The following is a 20,886-nucleotide window of genomic DNA, read 5'->3' as shown; positions in this document are numbered from 1 at the left end:
TGCAGGGTATTCAATTATCTCTTGATTAATGTGACCGATTTCGCTCGGAACAAAGATGGCGACATGTGCGGTGTGGACTGTTATAACTTATGGAGGCCTGGCATTTACTTCCTGGCTTGCTAACGGTTTCAAAAAAAAATTACTGTATTTTTTGAAAACGTAAAATAATGCATCTATGGTTTCAAAGTCATAGATATTTCTTGATTTATAAAATTAAATTGAAGCATGAAATATTCAATAATCACGATTCTATTTTTTTCCATCATAAATATTCAGGCCGTCGTTGCCCAAAGCTCAGGAATTAATTTCGAAAAATTGCCAGGCTGGAAAGCTATTATCGAAAAATCAAAAAAAGAAAATAAAATTATTTTCCTTGACGCCTATACAACATGGTGTATCCCATGTAAGGAGATGGCTGTAAACGTTTTTACAAAAAAAGAAGCTGGGGATTTTTTTAATAAAAATTTTATAAATGTTGCCGTACAATTCGATAAGACAAAAAAAGATGATTCATATATTCAGGGATGGTATAACGATGTAGAATATTTAAGAAAACGATATAAAATCAATAGCTATCCAACTTATTTGTTTTTTAATACTAATGGAGAGATGGTCCATTCAATCGCAGCAAATTTTAATACCAAAGAGTTCATCGCTAGTGCAGAACAAGCACTGAAGCCTGCAACACAATACTCAACTTTAAAGCATTTATTTGAAACAGGCCGTCGGGATACCACCTTTCTTCTGTCGCTAATTAGCTCAGCACAAATGAATAGAGATTATGAACAGTGGATGAACTATTCTAATCTTTATTTATCGAAACAAAAAAACCTGTTAACAGCAAAGAATATTAAGCTCATTACCAGATCAACGGCTAAAACAACTGATGTAGGTTATCCAATACTTACCAATAATAGTATTGCCGTTGACTCCGTAATGGGTGAGGGAACGGCAAAAGCTTTGGTTAAGACTATTGTATTTGAAGAGGAAGTATTTCCATTGTTAAAGAAAAATGGTGTAAAGAAAATATTTGGAATTGGTTTCTATGAATATCAGGGGCAGAATAACAAAAATATAGATTGGGAAAGCATTGACGCCAATTTAAAAAGAAAATACCCGGAGTATGCCACAGAGATTTTAAATGACTCTAAAATAATGTACTACCAGTGGGAAAGAAATTGGAGAGGCTACACAAATGCAGTAAATGAGTACCTGAAAATAGCTGGAAAAGACCTGGAAGTAAGCAAACTTGATAGCTATGGAAGAACAATATTATTGTTTTGTGAAGAACCGTTGTACTTTCCAATAGCACTGGAGTGGTCTGGAAAAGTTCTTGCTGCTGAAAGTTCTCCAAAACCCTGGTTCATAAATACGTATAGTAATCTTTTATTTAAGGTAGGTAACAAGGAAGAAGCAATAAAAAATATGGAGGAGGCTATAAAGTTGAGTGGGGGTTCAAATCCACAATATGAGAAAGAATTAGCAGCAATGAAGACCCAATTATAAACACCTAAAATCCAATTATTTAATCTAGATGAAAATTAAAACACAAGAAATCAAACGTCTGACTAGGTCAGAAATAAAAAATGTTATGGGAGGCACTACTATTGATGGCGAGTGTCAAAGTCGTTGCTTTGATCAGAATATTCACAATCAATACAACCAAAATTGGACAGACCAAAATGGAAGCGTAATTGGTTATTGTACCCAACTATGTACAGTTGTGGAACAACCTTATTAACAAAACATAAATTGCTCGGAAAATCGAGCAGTTTATCTCAGCCTGCTGATATTTTTGGAGTTATTTTGCCAGCCTGAAACGGATGGCCACTGCGGTATTGTAAAAAGGCAGCGTGGCTCGTAGATCATTACCATTGAAGGCAACACCAATACGGCAGGCAGCCACGAAGGCGATGGTGTATACAGCAAATACCGCCACATCCGTACCATTAAATATTTTGCCGATTGGCTGAAGGGAGGCGGGTTATGAGAAAGTTAGTATTGCTCGGGCTGGCGCTATGCGCCGCCTGCAGCATGCTACACACGGAAACTTCGACTAGCACCAAAAGCAATCAGCTGGATGTAACAACTGAAGTATCCGCACCGCAGCAATGGACTATTTTGAGCCACGACAGCAGTACTTCGGTATGTGTAAATATCAATACCCTCTCATTACCTGCAATCGCTGTTTGAATATTTTCGGCCATGCAACTATCACGATAGAATTCCCTGTAAGAAACTTTTTCAGGAGGAATGGCTCGAGAAGTGATAATCTGTTTTAAATAAGCTACAGACTTAATCCCAAATTCCAAACTATCTACATCTGAACTTTTAGTCGTGTTGTAATGCTTTCTAACTAAATTTTCCAGGGAATTCAAGCTTTGGTATATTAGCTTAATGGGCTTTCTGCTAACTAAAAAACTATCAATTTCTTTTATTAGAGAGTCGGCAAGATACTTATCGCCTAATGAATGAATAGAAGAGAGAATTTTTGAATTGGTGTTTCCTCTTGTGGTACAATCAAAGCCAAATAAGCGGATTTTTTCAGCTGGTTTCTTCGTATAGTTATATTCCTTTATCCAATTGAGGAAATCAATAAATTCAACAGATCTCGACGGCCAGAAATTAAGCGTTTTAAGAATCTCCTTTATATCGCTTCTTTGACCATTTACGTACTCGTTTAACGCATCCGAATTATTGAATCCGATTTCCAGACCAATTTTAGTTAAGGCCTTTGACAAGATGAGCTGCCTGGTTAATGACAGCCGAAGCGTGGCAAATTCAGCACTACCATGAGTTGGTTCTCCCAAGGCAATTATCCGATAGGGCAATAACTTATTGCCCATTCCAGACCAGGCAATATCATTTTTACTAAATTCTAAACGCTCAAAAACCTGAGAGTTGGAATCAAAACCTGATGTATAGTCTTGTGAATAAACTTTTCCATTTGACATCAATAAAAGGAAGAGAAAAACGAGTTTGGTAATATTCATTTAGATAAAAAGCGCTTTGAGGTAATTTCATTGCCTCTCCGCTTTCTGCAGGGAAACCAATGAAATTAAGATACAAAAGAAAACGGGAATTATCACTATGGACAATTCCCGTCTATCTAAATTAACGCTCTCGATATATAATACGCCGGAAAACAGGCTTTATTGTGTTACGTTGAAATTATTTTAATAATCAATAAATAATGTTTGTAATTATGAAACAGTAATTTTTCATCAGCTTTTATTGTCATCTCACAACTGAAGGACATCAATGTCCCTCAGTTGTTGGATAAAAGCGAAGTCGCAATACTACAGCATGATTACCAGGAGGAATTAAAATTAGAAATAGCACTAGCATTGGCTAACCAACTTCCAGATGATAACAATCCTCAAGGAGACGCTGAGGACGATCTATTTTAATCAGTGAATAGTTTATTCCAATAGACAAGGTATTAAACTTCATTTGAGAAGCAACGAACGCAAAAATGTATTAGCTGCTTTGGTGTAGTAGTTTTTTAGTCTGGCTATGTTCTAGTCACAGAGGGGAAGAGCGAAGTAGCCGCAGCGCAACAATGGACTATATTTAGTCAGGATAGCAACTACAGCGAAAGCCTGCGGCGCATATGGCCGAAAGGTATCGTGAAGTAACATCCTGACAGTGGTTTGGTGGGCGAAGTGGAGATGATGGAATGGAATAAAACGGATATTATTGCTGCCGGGTGGGCCTGGTTGCTTAAAAACCATACATTCCACCTGACACGCTAATCTGCTCACCGGTAATCCAGGCTGCCTCATCTGAAGCAAGAAAGACTTTTACCACCAGCGATGCACTTTCTTTACTTGATGCATAATTCACTACAACTTTTGCCCCTTCGGCAGCAAAATGTTTTGCAATAGCAGCACCAATACCTTTTGAGGCACCGGTAACCACTGCCACTTTATTTTCTAATCTGTTCATTTTGAATACGTATAAATATTAAATAGATGTTGTTAAATCCACACGGTAAAGCGTGTGATTATCTGGATAAATAGGTCATGCCGCCATCAACCAGAATTTCGCTACCTAACAGGAAAGAAGAATCATCAGACGCTAAAAAAACTGCAGTTTTACCAATGTCAGATGGCTGCCCTATTCTGCCTGTTGGCATAACACTTGCAAAATGTTTTTTGATGGCTTCAATCTGTTCGGCCGGCACAAACTTTTCGAATGCAGGTGTTTCAGTTGTACCAGGTGTGATTACATTGACCCTGATGTTTTTGTCCAGCAGATCATTTGATAGCGCTCTTGCCAGATAAATTACTGCCGCTTTTGCAGCACCGTATAACCCGAATGATGGAGTTGTACCAGGTGTGATTACATTGACCCTGATGTTTTTGTCCAGCAGATCATTTGATAGCGCTCTTGCCAGATAAATTACTGCCGCTTTTGCAGCACCGTATAACCCGAATGATGGATAAGCACGATGAGCTGCATTTGATCCGATCAGAATAATGGAGCCGCCATCATTCATATAAGGCAAGGCTTTTTGTACAGTGAAATAAACGCTTTTCAGGTTCAGATCCATGGTTTGGTTGTACTCAGCTTCGGTAGTACTTTCTACAGTTCCGGTTGTTCCGGCACCAGCATTTGCAACCAGCACATCTATTTTCCCAAATTTTTCAGCGGTTTCTATAAATACATCCTGTAGAGTGGCTGTGTGAGTGACATCAGCATTGATGGCTATAAAATCGTCGCCAAGCTGTGCGGCTGCATCAGCCAGCGTTTCAGCATTTCTTCCAACAATGGCTCCGGTTGCACCATCGCTTTTAAATGCCGCTGCAATTCCAAAACCTATACCACTGTTACCGCCTGTAATAACCGTAACTTTGTTTTTCAATTTATTCATGATTTTTATGACTTAATTAACATAGGCAAAGATGAAGCCTGATAAGGGCCTGCACCTTGACTTAAGTCACCAAATACACTTGATAAAAATCAATCTACTTGAGGGAGTTTTTTCTTATTCTGCTTAAGGTTTCGGGCGATATGCCCAGGTATGAAGCAATCATGTTTAAAGGGAACCGCTGTAGAAAGTGTGGGTATTCATTTAGTAATTCGTGGAAGCGTTCTTCGGCAGAATGGCTTATGGCAGATTGCATCCTTTTTTGTGCTGCAATGCTGTAATTTTGACTAATTACATTTTGCATAGCAGAAAATGCAGGAATGGGCTTAATAAATTCTTCAACAAGCGCATTCGTGATCTGAAGGATTTCCATATCCTCGATCGCCTGTATGTTGAACCGGCTAGGCACCAACTGGTAGTAGCTTTCAAAATCGGTTAGCCACCATTTTTCGATACTTAATTTCAGAATATGCTAATGCCCTTTCTCATCTACCGTGAAAGTCCGGGCTGAACCTTTGACAATAAATCCGGTATACTTGCAAACATCACCCTCCTGAAGAAAGTATTGCCGCTTTCTTAACCTTTTAGGTTTGAAATGCATCATCAATAACTTCTTATCGTCTTCTGACAGGAATTTTCCTGAAACTTCCTCAATGTAATCGAAAAGTGCTGCAAAACCTGACATGATTTATTTTTTAACTGGCCGCAATTTAATCAAGCTCGTCGATAAAACAAACTGGAGACTACTTCCGGAAGCATGCAAGTTGAATCTGCACCTGATTATTTTTATCATTTAGGCAGATATGCTTTCAGTGTGTTCGGGTTTGCTTCTTTCCATCAAGTATAAGATGGGTGCTCTTCCGATGGACGTGAGCCGGAGGAGTAAGTTGGGAGCTCACATTAAATAGAAATCAGTAAATTGCTTAACCTAAGCTACGTTTTCATCATGAAATTTAACCTCACGTTTTTCCTAATATTATCGCTTATTGCTTTTCAAAAAGGATATGGCCAGGATAAGAAAACCAATAGCGTATTTGACATCAGGCTTTCCACATTTCCAACACCGGATTTTAGTTCTTTGAAACCTGGCGGCACAACGATAGCCGAGGTTGTAGAACTCAATTATCAAATTGATTCAGCCTTTAAATTAGATAAATCCTACGATTTTGAATTTAGATTATGGGAGCTCCCGATGTCTTACCAAGTTTTTGTCTTACGCTATGCCGGGGGTAAATGGTCGGCCCGGCGTTTCGCTGAAACTAATATTGTGAATAACACCAGGCGATTTGGAGAGAAACCTGTAGACCAGGAAAAGCTAACGCCACTCTGGTATCTGCTGAATAGCGAAAAAATACTTACCCTTCCGCCAGAAAGTGACTTGAAGGCGCAGCTTTCAGATTACATAATAGATACCGCAACATTACAAGTCTTTACTACATCACGTGAAATAACTGATGGAGTACTGTATGTTTACTAGTTACGAACACCAGTTCAGTATCGGGTATATCATTATGGTAATCCTTATTTCATGTTACAGACTTATCCTAATGTTGAAGAATTATATCATGCCACAATGATCACTTTACTCATCAATAAATACCGTTCTTTAGGTACGAAATAGCAATTAGTAAATATTTCATCAACACTTATTATACCCTACGCTTAATAGAAAAAGATGCGTAAGATTTTATCGATGGGTATTACTTCTGTAATTGTTTAATCCTGACACCTTCGGAACTGAAAGGAAAATACAGTTGAACCTGTATCACTTTAAATTTGTCTTTACTTATTTTTTCTACAATAAAAACCTTTCGATATGGAAAAACCTTGCTGTCCCAACTATCTGCTATGAAACCCTTTATTTTCTCCAGATTTTGGTAGGGAACGATGTGCTTTTTAATGAAGATTGATTTGTCAGTGATGAATGAATGATCTTGAGGTGAACTGGATAGCAACTCGTATGAATATTCTTTCTTACCATCATTACTGACATAGGAATAATGGTATATATGTTTGGCCTCAGATGATTGCTGATCATTTCTACTATCAGAATTCCGGCACGTTAGGTCCGATTTATATATTTTATTTAATGAGTCGGGTTTGAAGTATAAATATAAATCTGGCTTGATTTTACTTTGCCCAAATACTAATCCGCAAGAGAAGAAACCAATTAACGTTACCAGCCATTTTTTATCAATTTTATAAGTCATTGCACGCTTGTTTATTTCTATTCGCTAATAAACTATTTTTTTTAGTTTCGATCTCGTTTTTTTGTTGTGTAGTCAACGAGGTCTCATAATAATTCGTTCCTTTCAGACCATTCCACGCAATTGCTTTATAGTAATCAATATCGAATCTACTTTTATCATATTCTTTAATTGCATTTGCCATTATATCAACGTAATAATTTGCCATATATTCATGACTAAATCCTCTAGAAATTGAGTATTGTTGATACAAATTAAACATTGACGGAAAATTTTGATTATTCAAATTGCCTGGGCCATTTATAGATAATAATTTTCTATATATCTCCGCATGAATACCCTCATGTAATAATGTTATTGCCACTTGGATACTGGATAAGCTATCGATAACATTTGATGCGATGATAATATCTATGTTCTTTGAATTCCATGAAGATGGCCTCACTAATGTATTTCCTGGGGTAGTGAAGCCTGATTCTTGATCAATATAACCCAATTTAAAGGTTAAGTCAATATTCTTTGTTTCACCAATGAAGTTATTTAGTGTCGCCTTGAAAAAATTGTTCTCCATTAGGCGGGATAATGCACACATTGCTTTTGCATTCTTAACAAATGCAGGAGTCATTGTAGTATCTCTGTAGAGGTTTGTGTCTCCGCCTGTACCAGGTGAACCTCCACCATATGTGGTATTTCCTGAGCAAGTGGTATATAGATATACTTCAGAGATGACAACCCCATCAGCAGTCCAAGTTGTCCAATACCAATCGGTACATACCGGTGATATCGGAACATCTGGTGGAGGTTGCAAGATCATTAACAACCTGTCTTTAATATTGTTTCCGTTTCTACCGTCCTGAGAAAACTTTATGCCGATATTTGAAACAACCAAACCATCTTGGAATCTTTCTCCTTCAAGAAACCTATGCCTCTGATCCAATATAAGGACGTTACCAGAGAAATAACTGCCAGAATTTTGTAGATGTTTTCGACCCAATGATATCGATACTAGGTCTTTGGTTGATTCAGGAAGGTCTCCATTTATTATCTCGATCAACTTTGCTGAATAAATACCCATGGAATCCGCTATAACTAATCGAGACAATACTTGGTTTGTGGCTGATTCAAGGTTGAAGTTGGACGGTAAAATTAAGTAATTTACTTTGTTCTCTCTTAATATTTCAGCCTTGTCCCAACTAGGTATATAATCAATGTTTTTTTCCTTAAGAAACCAGTTTTTAGCATTAGAGATAACATCAATATCAGATATCGATCGTTCATTTTTTTTGCAGGAAGCAAATACAAAACAGATGTTTAATAGAATAATGCAGGTAATTCCCGCTTGAGAGATTGAATTTTTCATAGTTAATTTAGACAATAAATGAGGAACGTGACTTGAGCAAGGCAAATATATCGAAATAAAATTAATCTAATATCATTTGTCGTTATCCTCTAAGGCTGAAATACAAAAGCTAATTTAAAAAGTTTAAAGGATATCGCGTACTCTCCTATCTTACATCCTTTTCAATTGCACCCGATGGTAAGATCTTTAAGCTTGATTTGAGAAGCAACGAACTCAAAAATGTGTTGGCTGCTTTAGTGAAGTAGTTTTCACCTTAATCCTGACGAAACTTTAACTTAACCTGGCTTAGCTAAATTTGAAAAAATTATGGCTAATCAGCAATCATTGATCCTGGATGAAAAGGTACTTTTTGAGCGGTTATGCCGGGGAGATCGGCTTGCTTTCGACGAAATTTACGACCGATACTGGCAGCGCCTGTTTCTATATGTGGTCAAAGTAATCCGCGATAAGCCCGCCGCAGAAGACATTGTTCAGGATATCTTTATTTCGCTATGGAACCGCAGAGGCGATATTTCAGGACAAACCTCCCTGTCGGGCTACCTCTTTACCGCGGCCAGGTTCAAAGGAATAAGCCACGTGCAGGGCGAACTCAAAAAGGGAAAGCATGTGGAAAGCCTGATCAGGCACCTCACTACCCGCCAGGATACCCTGAATGAGGCCATCGACGCTAAAGAATTAAACGCCATTATTAACAGGGAAGTTGAACAGTTACCGGCAAAAATGCGCGACGTCTTTATTCTCAGCAGGCACGATCAGCTCAGCCATAAAGAGATTTCGGAAAAACTCAGTATCTCGGATAAAACTGTAAAAAAGCAAATCAACAATGCATTGAAACATTTTAAACTGGTGCTGAATAAAGATACCTTGTGCGCGGCCGGTTTGCTGTTTACCTGCTGGTTGCTATGGCGATAATAGCCGAAACCCTACAGCCCAAAAATTATTTTTAAAACACCTACTACCTCCAGCCACTTTTGGCGATATTGTTTAATGATGGATAAAAAAGATGCAAAGGATTTACTGGAACGCTACGAAAACGGACAAGGCACGGATGCCGAAAAACAGCTGCTCGAAGAATGGTTCGATAGTGAGGCAGAGCACAATGAATGGCAGTGGACCGATGCAGAGGCGTTGGAAACAGGCAAACGCATAAAATCGGGTATCGATAAACAACTCCTGCCTGGTAAAAACCTATGGCCCATACTCAGGGTTGCTGCGGTACTTTTCATTACCATTGGTGGGGTATTATTATTTAGAAATGAAATTCGGGATGTGGTAGACCCCGTTGTTTATGTGGAAAAACAGGTAGGAGAACACCAGCAGCTCAAACTTACGCTTCCCGATGGTTCGAAAGTATTGCTGAATGCCCAAAGCCGCATCAGGTATCCTAACCGTTTTAACCACCATACCCGCCAGGTGTACCTGCTGGAAGGAGAAGGCTATTTTGAGGTAAAACATGATACCAAACATCCTTTTATCGTCACCTCCAAAAACACCAATACCCAGGTGTTGGGCACCGCATTTAACATCAAAGCTTACCATTATCTCAGCGAATTACAAGTGGCCGTAACGCGTGGGAAGGTGAGTGTATCGACCAGCGATGGCACGAAAAAAGAAATTTTATTACCCAATGAGGTGGCAACAGTAGACAGCCAGAATGGCACCATGCTGAAACAGGTGATTGATGCCAAAACAATTGTGGCCTGGCAGCACGGCAACCTGGCCTTTAACAACGAACGTTTAACTGATGTATGTGCAACCATTGCCAGCACCTATCACCTGCAATTTAAATTTGATGAACCGGCAATTAAAGATTTTAGGATTACGGCAGGATTTGTAGCGACCGACCGGGTTAGCGAAATCATCGACATTTTAGCCAGCGCCAATAACCTGGCTTATGTTAAGCAAGGCAATACCATTACATTTAAAAAAAGATAAGTGCCATTAGGCCTTCAGCCAAGGCCCGTTAGCCATTAAAAAAAAGATTTTTCAATTTCTTCTACTACCAGTCGTGCATAACACTGATATCACAGTATAAAACGACAAGAAAACATCAAATGAAACATCTTTATTATCTCTTCGTGCTTCTGCTAATGAGTGGCCAGCTATTAGTGGCTACTTCCGGGCAAGCACAATCGCCGGCAAATGTAAAAATTACACTGCGCATCCAGAACCAGCATTTACGGGCGGCCCTCTCCGGCCTTCAGAAAGCATCGGGTATTCAGATTGTTTTTAATGAGCAACTGGTAAGCAGCTACAATAATGTCTCTGTAAATGCAAATAACATTTCGGTAGAAAGCGCCATGGAACAATTGCTAAACAAAACCAGGCTAAGCTACATTTTCAGGGCGGGCAAAATTGTGATTGTAGAAAAGGTTAATCGCGAAACGTCCATTAGCGGAAAAATAGTGGATTCGGCAAAAACGGCCATTCCGGGTGCTACCATTAGGATCGTTGAGCTGAACAGCCGCACCACAAGCAACAGTGCAGGGCTTTTTGCACTTCCTGTTCCTGCCGGAACGTATACCCTGGAGCTGAGCCACATTGGCTTCCAAACCTTGTTACTGAAAAATGTTAAACCCGGCGAACGCCAGATCACAGTAACACTTTCAAGCGATGAGCAGGCATTGGAAAGTGTGGTGGTTACGGCACTGGGAATAAAACGGGAAGAAAAAAGCCTGGGTTATGCCGTAACCAAAATTGATGGAGAAGAAATTTCGAAAACGGTACCCAACAACTGGGTAAATGCCCTTTCAGGCAAAGTACCGGGATTAAACATTACCAAGGCTGGTACCGGCCCCGGCGGTTCAGTGCGCATTACCCTGCGTGGGCAAAACTCTTTAGACCTGGATAAAGGTGAACCCTTGATTGTGATTGATGGGGTACCGGTATTGAGTGGCATGGTAGGCAACAACGGTTTAAGCTATGGCGCAACAGGCAATACAGAAACGCCCGTAGACTATGGTAACGCCTTAAGCGACATAAACCCCGGCGACATTAAAGAGGTGACGGTATTGAGGGGCCCATCGGCAGCAGCACTCTATGGTTCGCGCGCGGCTTCGGGAGCCATTTTAATCACCACCAAAACCAATACCGATAACAAAGGCAAACTGAGTGTAGCCTTTAACAGCAGTGTAACTTTTGATGACGTATTGCACTTTCCTGATTTTCAATATGAATACGGGGCAGGAAACGCCATCAATAGCTATTTTTCTTACGGCGCCAGTGCCGATGGTCCCAGCACAAACTCTACCCGCTCTTTTGGTCCGGCTTTTAACGGACAATCGTACTTTCAGTTCGACCCCGCAACTAAAACACGCGGCGTAAACAGAACACCTTGGGTAGCGGATAAAAATTATGTGAAAGATGCTTTTGTAGTAGGCGCAACCTATAACAACTCACTTTCACTTTCAGGGGGCGACGCCAAAAATGCAGTCCGCCTCTCCTATAACGACATGCGCAATACCTACATTTTGCCCAACACGGGATATAGCTTTAACAGGCTTTCGTTTTCCAGCAACAGTAAAATGAATAACTTTCAGTTAACCACCCGCGTAAACTACTACCATAAACAAAGCGACAACCTGCCCTTATCGGGCTACAATACCAACTCCTTTATGTATGGCTTAATGTACCGCTCGGCCAACATCCCCAACGAATGGCATAAAGATTACTGGGACATTAAAGATATTGATCAAAACAACCTGTTAAACCCATCAGTAGATAATCCTTACTTTATCCTCTACGAAAATTTAAACAGCCTGGATCAGGATAGGATTTTTGGAAACATTACCGCTACCTATAGCTTTAGTCCTAAAATGAGCTTGATGCTGAGAGGGGGAATTGACCAGAACTCATCTTTTAGAACGCTGCGCAGGCCTTTCAGCAGCATCCGTTTTGCCGCCGGACGTTACCAGGAACAATCGGTACTGATGCGGGAACAGAACTACGATTTCCTGTATAAGTATGATGAAAAGTTATGGGGCAACCTGGGACTTTCGCTTTCTGCAGGCGGAAGCATTTTTAAAAACAAAGTCCAGAATAACACCACAACCGCCGAAAGGCTGAGCGCACCGGGAATTTATACCCTGGGCAACGCAAAAGACAGGCCATTGGTGACACTATCGCCCGCAGCCAAAGAAGTACAAAGTTTGTATGCGCTGGCACAGTTTAATTATAAAACCTATTTGTTTTTAGATGTAACGGGAAGGAACGACTGGTCGAGCACGCTGCCGAAAGCCAATAACTCTTATTTCTACTATTCTGTTTCGGGAAGTGCCATTGCAACTGAAATGTTCGATTTATCTGCTTTCAAGGCTTTATCTTACCTCAAAATTAAAGGATCTATCTCGCAGGTGGGTAATGATACCGACCCATACCGCACAGGCTATTATTTAACCCCGTCAGAATTTGGTGGAAGTTATACCAACCCAACTACCTTGCCTGGGGGCGATAACCTGAAACCCGAAATTATTACCAATAGGGAAGTAGGATTAGACATCCGCTTTTTTGGAAACCGCCTGGGTTTTGATTTTACTTACTACAATGCCAATAGCTCCAACCAGATCCTAACCGTTCCAAACGATCCGGCTATTGGATATACCGGCAGGATATTCAATGCGGGATTGATAAACAACAGGGGTTACGAACTTGCGGTAAATGCCAGTCCGCTAAGTAAAAAAAGCAAACTGCAATGGAAAACCACATTGACCTACTCATCCAACAAAAGTCTGGTAAAGGAGCTTGCGCCAAATGTGAGTGAAATTATCATGGCTACAGGACCACGGGGCTACATAAAGGCCGTGGTTGGTGGTGCAGTAGGCGATATTTACGGCTCGGGATACCTCCGCGCACCGGATGGACAGATTATAAACGACAGCAAGGGCCTCCCTTTAATTGATACCGAAAACTTTAAAATTTTAGGTTCGGCAGTACCCGATTTTAAAGCGGGAATCCAAAATCAGTTTACCTATAACAGGTTCAGCCTTTCATTTTTATTCGACGGACAAAAAGGTGGCGACATCTACTCGTTCTCAAATTCCGTACTGGCAGGTGCCGGTAAATTAACCTCTACCCTCGAAGGCCGCTATGGTGGTATTGTGGGCGAAGGGGTAGTGCAGAATGCCGACGGTACCTTCCGCAGAAACGACATTGTGGCTACGCCCGGCGATTATTATAACCAGAAATACCTGCGCGATAATGCTGAGGCAAATATTTTTGATGCCTCATACATTAAACTTCGTGAACTATCGCTCGAATACAAATTCACCGCTAAACTGCTCAAACACATTGGTGCGCAATCGGCCTCTTTTAGTGTGTACGGTCGTGATTTATTGCTCATTACGAAATTCCCGCTTTACGATCCGGAAATTGCAACGCTAAACAGAAACCGCATTGAACCGGGCTTTGAAACCGGACAATTCCCATCTACAAAAAGTTTTGGTGCAACCCTTAAAGCCTCATTTTAAACCTACCCGACATGAAAAATCTGATAAAATACGCATCCATAATTTCGATAACCGGTGTGCTAAGCTTATTTGTGGCCTGCACCAAAGATTTTGAAACACTGAACACTGATCCGGTAAGGGTAACTACTGTGGCCCCCGGCTCGCTCCTGGCCTCGGCACAGTTTGATGGCATGTGGCTGATTACTAAACGCGCTCACCGCCTCAACAATGAACTGATGCAATACACCGTGGAAACCGGCGTACTCAATGATTTTGCCCGATACGAGTTTAAAGAAAATGAATTCGATGCCATTTGGTCGACCCTCTATGTGAAGGCCAACGACATGAATGAAATGTACAAAATTGCCGAAAAGCTCAACGATGTGAACAACATGGCAGCGGCACTGGTAATGAAAACCTGGTTCATGTCTAACCTTACCGACATGTTTGGCGATATCCCCTATACCGAAGCCTTCCAGGGCCAGGCTAACCTCTTATACCCTAAGTACGACACGCAAAAATCTATTTACACCAGCCTGCTGGCTGATTTGAAAAGGGCCAATGAACTATTTAATGAAACCAAGCCTTTTGTGAGTTCGGATTTGATTTATGCCAATGATGTGCTCAAATGGAAAAAATTTACCAATTCGATGCGCCTGCGCCTGTTGGTAAGGGTTTCGGGCAAAGCTGAAATGAATGCTCCGGCACAGATTGCAGAACTGTTTAACGACCCCGCCAAGTTTCCACTGATTGAGAGCAACGAAGAAGAAGCCATGATGAACTACACCGGAACCAAGCCCTTTATAAACCTGTTTGCCGAGATGGCAGCGGCTGAATTTAGTGGCAGCCGAAGGATGGGAAAGCCTTTAATGGATTTAATGAACACTACGGTAGATGGCAGAAGGTATAGATACGCTACCAAAAACACACCTGGTGCTTATGTGGGCATTCCAAGTGGCTATAGCGAACAGGAAACGTTAGCCTTTGCAGATAACGGCGGATTGAAAACCTCTACCCTGGCCACTACACTAAAAGCCGACAACTATCCTTTTCCGGTATTAACCTGGGCTGAAGTGAATTTTTTACTGGCTGAGGCTGCCCTGAAAGGCTGGATCAATGCCAATGCACAAACTTACTTTAACAAGGGGGTTGAAGCCTCGTGGAAACAATGGAAGTGTACCTGGGACGGCACCGCCGGAACTACCTATCTGGCCCGCGCTACCGTGAGGTTTACCGGAACCACGGCAACCATGGAACGCCTGATGAGCCAGAAATACATTGCCATGTTTTTCTCGGGATTTGAAGCCTGGTACGATTACCGCCGCACGGGATATCCTGTATTACCCATCGGCCCTGCTGCAAAAAACAATGGAACATTACCTGTAAGATTCGAATATCCGCTGATTACAAAAGCAACCAATAAAACCAATTACGATGAAGCCGCAGCCCGAATGGGTGGCGACAGGCTGACCAGCAAAGTATGGTGGCAGAACTAAAAACCTAAGAAAAAAACATAACATGAAAACGACATTATCAAGCTTAAAACAGGCCATGGCCTGTGCATTGGTGTGCATGTGGGCACTTACCTCATGCAGCAAGGAAACACTGGAACCCGCTGCAAACCAGCACACCACTTTTGAAAAGAATACCCGCAACCTGAGCATCAATGCACCAGGCGATAGTACACAAACTTTCAAAGTCCTTTCGTACAATATTTATGAGGGCTTTAGGGCCGATGCCGCGAGGATCGCCAGCTTTAAGCAATGGGTAGATACCCTGCAACCGGCCGTAATTGCCTTTCAGGAAATGAAAGGTTTTACCTATGCACAGCTGCAAAGCTTTGCCGGAAGCATGGGCTATAACTATACCTTGATGCACCATCAGAATGGCTTGCCCGTAGCCTTAATTTCTAAATTCCCGATTACTGATATCAAATCTAAACCCTCTACGCTTCACCTCGTTCAGGCAAAGGTGCTCGACTATCATTTTTTTGTGATCCACCTCAACCCGAATACGTACATGAAACGTAAGGAAGAGATTGATACCATACTGAACCGCGCAGCTAAAATCCCGGCAACTGAAAAGGTGCTGATGATGGGCGATTTCAATAATATGTCGCCACAGGATTCATCCTTTTATGATAATAATGTTGTCAAAATGAACTTATTGAGGGCCTCTGAAGCGAATAACCCGGGCACTAAAGTATTGAATAACGATAAAATAGACTACACCACCATCCAGGCCATGCTGACTGCGGGTTACCACGATAGCTGGAAAATAAACCGCAGCAACTATGACAAGAGCGCCCCAACGAAATTGCGCACCCATGGGAACTTCACCCGCATTGATTACATCTGGATGAATACACCACTGCTGGGGAGTTACGTGAATTCGTATCTGGTAAAAGATGTCTTTACGGATTATGCTTCTGATCATTATCCTATGGTTTTGATTTTAAACCGTTAAAAGGATCAAAATAAAATTTCGCTATTCAGATCACTAAATTGCGCGCTACTCCATGATGGTTTAGCGCACTTTAAGTTAAATGAAACCGCCGAACAAATAACTACACAAACATCAAGCAATCATTCATGAAATTTCTTTTATCAATACTCCTTTTCTTCACCTTTTGTAGCCTAAGGGCACAAAAGAACAGCGAACTAACATATACCAATGCCGGCAAGCTTACCCTGGTTGGTAAAAGTGAAGATTCGCCCCGCCGCTATGAAAGGATAGACAGCAATAAGTACAGCGGTTTGCCGGCAAGGGTAGCACAGCTGCTCACACAGGCTGCGGGCTTGGCCGTCTCTTTTAAAACAAATAGTCCGGTAATTGCCGCCCGGTGGTGCGTTTCTAAAAGTAGGGCCAATGCCAGTATGGTACCCACCGCTCAAAAGGGAGTAGACCTGTACATTAAAAACGGAAACAAATGGCAGTTTGCAGGTATTGGAAAGGTAAATGGTCAATGTAACGATGAAATCCTGATTCAGCGCATGAACGACACCGAAAAAGAATGTTTGTTGTATTTACCTCTATATGATAGTGTTGATCAGGTAGAGATTGGGATTGCAAAAGGAGCATCCCTGACCGGGAGCCCGGATCCTTTCAAAAAAAAGGTACTGATTTACGGCTCAAGCATTGTACAGGGTACCGGCGCAAGTCGCCCCGGAATGGCCTATCCCGCCAGGCTAACGAGAGCAACAGGCATCAATTTTATTAACCTGGGTTTAAGTGGCAGCGCCAAAATGGAACCCGAGGTAGCCGATATGGTAGCCGCCATCACTGCTGATGCCTATATTTTAGACTGCGTTCCAAATACCAATCCGGAACTCATTACCGAACGTACTGCTTACTTAATTAATACCATCAGAAAAAAACACCCCAGCGCACCCATTATCGTGATGCAAAGCCTGGTGCGCGAAACGGGCTACTGGGATAAAACACTGGGCGGGCAGGTAAAGAAACAAAACATGAATGTGCAAACTGAAGTACTTAACCTTCTGCAAAAAGGCATGAAGAACCTGTACTTCATTACTTCAGAAAACATGATCGGCGATGACCATGACGGAACGATTGATGGTACACACCCGAGCGACCTGGGTTATGACAGGATGATTAAACAAATCCAACCCCAGATCATGGAGATATTAAGTAAACATGGGATTAAATAGATCGCATGTTACATGCTTAAAAAGTGATATGAAGCTAACCTGGAAGAGGTATCCTAAAAAGAAAATGATTGTGAAATACCCCCATAATATTGTAAACAATATATGGACACCCGTTTCAAACCGCTTTCCTTTCCACAACACTGCCGAGTAGCCAAAAAACTGTACCAGCAACCTGAGGAACCAGAATATCCCCAGCCCAAGGCAAATGTGTTTTCCTAATGTTGTATGAAGCAGATCATGAGCTGAGAACATACACAACAAACCCATCAGAAAAACAATGAAGGCAATGAAAAAGGTATGGACATAGATCATCTCCCGGTTAATAACACTTAAACCCGCCAACTCTTGCGACCAGTTAAAATAACGTGGAAAAATAATGTGAATAAGGGCAAGCAGAACCAGAAGGATGCCAATAATGGTAAGGTGCATTTCCATAAGGTAGAATGGCGGTTACGGCGTTATAGTGAAAACAGACATAAATGGCGTAAACTTGGTTTCATCGATTTTGCTGAAGCCTGCCTGTGTAAAAGCTTTTCGCCAGGTAGGGGCAGAAAAAAAATGGGTGAAGCCGATGGTAAAAGCAATGAAGTTTGGAAAATCGCGCAGATGTTCGACCATGATTACCTTGCCGCCGGGCTTGCAAATTCGCCTGCATTCTTTTAAAAACACAACCTTTTCCTGATTACTTCGGATTTCGTGTGCAGCGGACAATAGGAAAACCAAGTCTGCTGACTGATCGGATACCGGAATATTACCCGATTCGATAACCTGGGTATCAGGGTAGGTTAAACTCACCTTGCGTGCCCTTACAATAGCGGGTTCGGTATGTTGCGACGCATTGTAAAAATCGAAAACCCTGATTTTAGCATCCGGAAAATGATCTTCAAGAATAAAACTGGTTTCATCGAAGCCGGCATTGATGTTTACAATATGGTTGGCCTTCGGATTTAGTGCCAGTTTGTGCAACCAGTTAAAGGTATAGTATCCCGAAAAATCGTAAACATAGGCAGAAACAATAAGCGGCGCAAACAAACCATAGATAAAAGCTATAACGATAATCAATAAATATAGATGGTTGACATGAAAGATGAAGCCAGCTGCAATGATGCCGGCAAGGACCAGCAAACCGATCACATAAAAGTGCCTGTTGAAGCTTAAAATATTGAGTACACCCTGAAATGGTCGCCGTTCTATTGCCATTGCTCGCGTTTTCCTTTCTTCCAATAATAGGGAATGTTTTCGATAATGAAGGCATTGGCCAGTACCGCACCCTGAAGTTTCAAGCCATCAATAAAGCCGAAATGATAATCGTTTACGGTTACCGGCATGGGCACCCAGTTTTCGCGGACCCCTTCAATAATTAAAACTTCTTTGTTGCGCGCGTTGTAAGTGAAAGTAAACGGCAAGGGACCAGCAAAACGCCGGGCTTCTTTCCAGTCCGCAAAAGGTGAACCTTTAGGCAGTGTGGCATCATCAGATTTTGTGATCGTAACACTAAAGTCTGATCGCCTGGAACTAATCGTGGAGCGGTCTCCCTCATGAACCTGGTGAATATCAGTGGTGGTGTAATTGTAGTGGGTAAACAGGTTACCCATAAACTCCATCTTCTTTTGATCCGTTTCAGATTTGATGATATAGAGTCCACGAAGGCGTTTGCCGGCAGCATTGGTATAGCGTACAAAAATCCGGTAGCCAATTAAAAAGAAGTTATTGCCCATAAATTTGGGCATTCCCTTAGGCCTTAAAGCATGCGTTTGTACCATGGCTACTGCTACAAAAGCCCATTCATCCTGAAAAGTATCGAGCTCCAGACATTCTGGTATCATCTGTTCGAGCTGCTTTTTCGGAACAGCAAAAGTGAGCACGATGGAGCTTTTAAAGAAAGCTTCCACGGCGAAGGGGTGGTTTTTAAGTGCGGCTAACATTGGGGTTGGCAGGCAATACCTGATGGAGTTTAAATTCGTTAATATAAATGGTGATGATGAGCAAAGCCGCAAAAATAGCGTTGTACCTGCCCCATAGTAACAGATGAGGCACTAAGATAAACTCCAGCGTATTCATAGTAGCAATAATAATGATCTGACTGATGGCATTTAGCTTGCTCCGATAGCGGCTGAGCACCCAGATGGCCATTAGCGTTTCGGCAAGGCCAATGATGATGGTAAACCAGCCTGAATATTGCTCTCCTAAAATAGCTGCAACAATTTGCTGGTGACGGGGAACCAGGTTCAATACCTTGCAATAAATCCCATTTACCAGCCAAACCGCTGCTATGCCGTAATTAAGAAGTTGATGAGGCGTTATTTTCATACCTAAACTTTGCCCCTAATATACTTTGTTTTAAAAGGAAACAAGGGGCTTGAGATAAATTTTCGTGCCTCTCCGCTTTCTGCAGCAAAACAAACGAAATCAGCATGTAAAAGAAAACGGGAATCATCACTATGGACAATTCCCGTCTATGACAAGGTACTATTCAAATCTGCGATGAATAGGTATTGTTACAGCCGGAGATTTAAGAGACTACAGGTAAGCTACCTCCGTCAATAGCATAAATACTTCCAGTAAGATAAGCTGCTGATGGAGAAACAAGGAAATGTACCAGTGATGCAACTTCTTCAGGTTCTGCCATTCTTCCCATTGGTATACCACCTGTTTGTGCAAGTAATTGAACCAATGCGTCTTCTACCGGTATGCCCGAAGCTGTTGCATAGTCTTGAATAAATTTTTCCATTGGCGGAGTTTTGGTTGCACCTGGAGCCACTGTAACAACACGGATTCCCTGAGGTGCTAACTCGCTGGCTAACGCCTTACTGTAACTGTTAAGCGCTGCTTTTGAAACTGCATAGGCCATATTCAGGTTCCATAATGCCTGTTTTCCAGCAACTGAAGAAATGTGTACGATTACGCCGCTTTTCTTTTCGATCATAGCAGGTAAAAGTGCCCTATCGAGTCTGATTCCTGAAATAAGATTCAGTTGAAGCTCATTTTCCCAATGTTCATCGCTGAGGGTGCTGAAACCACCACCAGGAGTAGTCAGGCCACCAACATTGTTAATCAGAATATCAATACCGCCAAATTTTGTATTAATTTCTTCAGTGAGTTTTAACACCTGCTCGGGCTGGGTTAAATCGGCAGCGATAAAATGATAACCACCGTCATTTTCGGATGGATGGTTTCTGGCAGAAACGATTACTGTTGCACCCTGCGCCGCCAATTTATCTGCAATTGCTTTTCCGATTCCTTTAGTTCCACCTGTAACTAAAGCTGTTTTACCTAAAAGGTCTGTTGTTGTCATATGATTTAATTTGTAATTCTGTATTGATTGTTTCAA

At 41.5% G+C, this 20,886-nt stretch carries 21 protein-coding genes; 8 read left to right on the top strand and 13 right to left on the bottom strand.

Annotation, left to right across the window (positions count from 1 at the left end):
- Positions 1 to 225: 225 nt before the first annotated feature.
- Positions 226 to 1,506 (top strand): thioredoxin fold domain-containing protein, encoded by a 1,281-nt coding sequence (locus tag AB669_RS21570; protein ID WP_053058400.1) that lies wholly within the window; start codon positions 226 to 228, stop codon positions 1,504 to 1,506.
- Positions 1,507 to 1,801: 295 nt separating this feature from the next.
- Here the strand turns inward: AB669_RS21570 and AB669_RS22180 are convergent, their stop codons facing one another.
- The 6 genes from AB669_RS22180 to AB669_RS22420 form a co-directional block, all read right to left on the bottom strand.
- Positions 1,802 to 1,939: a hypothetical protein gene (locus tag AB669_RS22180; protein ID WP_156166741.1), complete on the bottom strand. Its 138-nt coding sequence runs from the start codon at positions 1,937 to 1,939 to the stop codon at positions 1,802 to 1,804.
- A gap of 133 nt (positions 1,940 to 2,072) precedes the next feature.
- Positions 2,073 to 2,993 carry an erythromycin esterase family protein gene (locus AB669_RS13270; RefSeq protein ID WP_047799797.1) on the bottom strand — a complete coding sequence of 307 codons (921 nt, stop codon included), beginning with the start codon at positions 2,991 to 2,993 and terminating at the stop codon, positions 2,073 to 2,075.
- Between the two features lie 730 nt (positions 2,994 to 3,723).
- Entirely contained in the window at positions 3,724 to 3,948 is a 225-nt protein-coding gene (locus tag AB669_RS22485) for an SDR family NAD(P)-dependent oxidoreductase (protein WP_047799796.1), read from the bottom strand.
- 58 nt (positions 3,949 to 4,006) lie between these two features.
- Positions 4,007 to 4,876: an SDR family NAD(P)-dependent oxidoreductase gene (locus tag AB669_RS13260; RefSeq protein WP_047799795.1), complete on the bottom strand. Its 870-nt coding sequence runs from the start codon at positions 4,874 to 4,876 to the stop codon at positions 4,007 to 4,009.
- A 94-nt stretch (positions 4,877 to 4,970) separates the two neighbouring features.
- Positions 4,971 to 5,246 (bottom strand): hypothetical protein, encoded by a 276-nt coding sequence (locus tag AB669_RS22425; protein WP_231582674.1) that lies wholly within the window; start codon positions 5,244 to 5,246, stop codon positions 4,971 to 4,973.
- Between the two features lie 99 nt (positions 5,247 to 5,345).
- Positions 5,346 to 5,558 carry a hypothetical protein gene (locus tag AB669_RS22420; protein ID WP_231582673.1) on the bottom strand — a complete coding sequence of 71 codons (213 nt, stop codon included), beginning with the start codon at positions 5,556 to 5,558 and terminating at the stop codon, positions 5,346 to 5,348.
- 261 nt (positions 5,559 to 5,819) lie between these two features.
- On the opposite strand from AB669_RS22420, the gene AB669_RS13250 reads away from it, so the two are divergent.
- Positions 5,820 to 6,350, top strand: a complete 531-nt coding sequence (locus tag AB669_RS13250; RefSeq protein WP_047799794.1) for a hypothetical protein — start codon at positions 5,820 to 5,822, stop codon at positions 6,348 to 6,350.
- Positions 6,351 to 6,573: 223 nt separating this feature from the next.
- Here the strand turns inward: AB669_RS13250 and AB669_RS13245 are convergent, their stop codons facing one another.
- A complete protein-coding gene (locus tag AB669_RS13245) occupies positions 6,574 to 7,083 on the bottom strand; it encodes a hypothetical protein (RefSeq protein WP_047799793.1) in 510 nt (169 codons plus the stop codon).
- Entirely contained in the window at positions 7,073 to 8,440 is a 1,368-nt protein-coding gene (locus AB669_RS13240; RefSeq protein WP_047799792.1) for a hypothetical protein, read from the bottom strand. The genes AB669_RS13245 and AB669_RS13240 overlap by 11 nt, the downstream gene beginning before the upstream one ends.
- 306 nt (positions 8,441 to 8,746) lie before the next feature.
- Here AB669_RS13240 and AB669_RS13235 point away from each other — a divergent pair, with 306 nt between their 5' ends.
- From AB669_RS13235 to AB669_RS13210, 6 genes are all read left to right on the top strand, one after another.
- The gene (locus AB669_RS13235) at positions 8,747 to 9,352 is read left to right on the top strand and encodes an RNA polymerase sigma-70 factor (protein WP_047799791.1); all 606 of its coding nucleotides are present in this window, start codon (positions 8,747 to 8,749) and stop codon (positions 9,350 to 9,352) included.
- Positions 9,353 to 9,427: 75 nt separating this feature from the next.
- The gene (locus AB669_RS13230; protein ID WP_082120675.1) at positions 9,428 to 10,375 is read left to right on the top strand and encodes a FecR family protein; all 948 of its coding nucleotides are present in this window, start codon (positions 9,428 to 9,430) and stop codon (positions 10,373 to 10,375) included.
- 119 nt (positions 10,376 to 10,494) lie between these two features.
- Positions 10,495 to 13,905, top strand: coding sequence for a SusC/RagA family TonB-linked outer membrane protein (locus AB669_RS13225; RefSeq protein WP_082120674.1), 3,411 nt, complete (start codon positions 10,495 to 10,497; stop codon positions 13,903 to 13,905).
- A gap of 11 nt (positions 13,906 to 13,916) precedes the next feature.
- Complete coding sequence (locus tag AB669_RS13220) at positions 13,917 to 15,380, top strand: SusD/RagB family nutrient-binding outer membrane lipoprotein (protein WP_047799789.1); 1,464 nt, start codon at positions 13,917 to 13,919, stop codon at positions 15,378 to 15,380.
- Between the two features lie 22 nt (positions 15,381 to 15,402).
- Positions 15,403 to 16,350, top strand: a complete 948-nt coding sequence (locus AB669_RS13215; protein WP_082120673.1) for an endonuclease/exonuclease/phosphatase family protein — start codon at positions 15,403 to 15,405, stop codon at positions 16,348 to 16,350.
- A 125-nt stretch (positions 16,351 to 16,475) separates the two neighbouring features.
- Positions 16,476 to 17,555: an SGNH/GDSL hydrolase family protein gene (locus AB669_RS13210; RefSeq protein ID WP_047799787.1), complete on the top strand. Its 1,080-nt coding sequence runs from the start codon at positions 16,476 to 16,478 to the stop codon at positions 17,553 to 17,555.
- On the opposite strand, the gene AB669_RS13205 is transcribed toward AB669_RS13210, so the two are convergent.
- The 5 genes from AB669_RS13205 to AB669_RS13185 form a co-directional block, all read right to left on the bottom strand.
- Complete coding sequence (locus tag AB669_RS13205) at positions 17,532 to 17,990, bottom strand: hypothetical protein (RefSeq protein ID WP_197082404.1); 459 nt, start codon at positions 17,988 to 17,990, stop codon at positions 17,532 to 17,534. The genes AB669_RS13210 and AB669_RS13205 overlap by 24 nt on opposite strands.
- A 15-nt stretch (positions 17,991 to 18,005) precedes the next feature.
- Positions 18,006 to 18,755: a class I SAM-dependent methyltransferase gene (locus AB669_RS13200; protein ID WP_047799786.1), complete on the bottom strand. Its 750-nt coding sequence runs from the start codon at positions 18,753 to 18,755 to the stop codon at positions 18,006 to 18,008.
- On the bottom strand, positions 18,746 to 19,480 hold the full coding sequence (locus AB669_RS13195; protein WP_047799785.1) for a DUF2071 domain-containing protein: 735 nt from the start codon (positions 19,478 to 19,480) through the stop codon (positions 18,746 to 18,748). The genes AB669_RS13200 and AB669_RS13195 overlap by 10 nt, the downstream gene beginning before the upstream one ends.
- Positions 19,464 to 19,865, bottom strand: a complete 402-nt coding sequence (locus AB669_RS13190; protein WP_047799784.1) for a DoxX-like family protein — start codon at positions 19,863 to 19,865, stop codon at positions 19,464 to 19,466. Before AB669_RS13190 ends, AB669_RS13195 begins: the two co-directional genes overlap by 17 nt.
- Positions 19,866 to 20,067: 202 nt before the next feature.
- Positions 20,068 to 20,850, bottom strand: a complete 783-nt coding sequence (locus AB669_RS13185) for an SDR family oxidoreductase (RefSeq protein WP_047799783.1) — start codon at positions 20,848 to 20,850, stop codon at positions 20,068 to 20,070.
- Between the last annotated feature and the right edge of the window lie 36 nt (positions 20,851 to 20,886).

The sequence above is a fragment of the Pedobacter sp. BMA genome (assembly GCF_001027745.1).
Taxonomy (GTDB): Bacteria; Bacteroidota; Bacteroidia; order Sphingobacteriales; family Sphingobacteriaceae; genus Pedobacter.
Note: the sequence above shows the minus strand (reverse complement) of the source record. Positions and strands in the feature narration are given on the sequence as shown.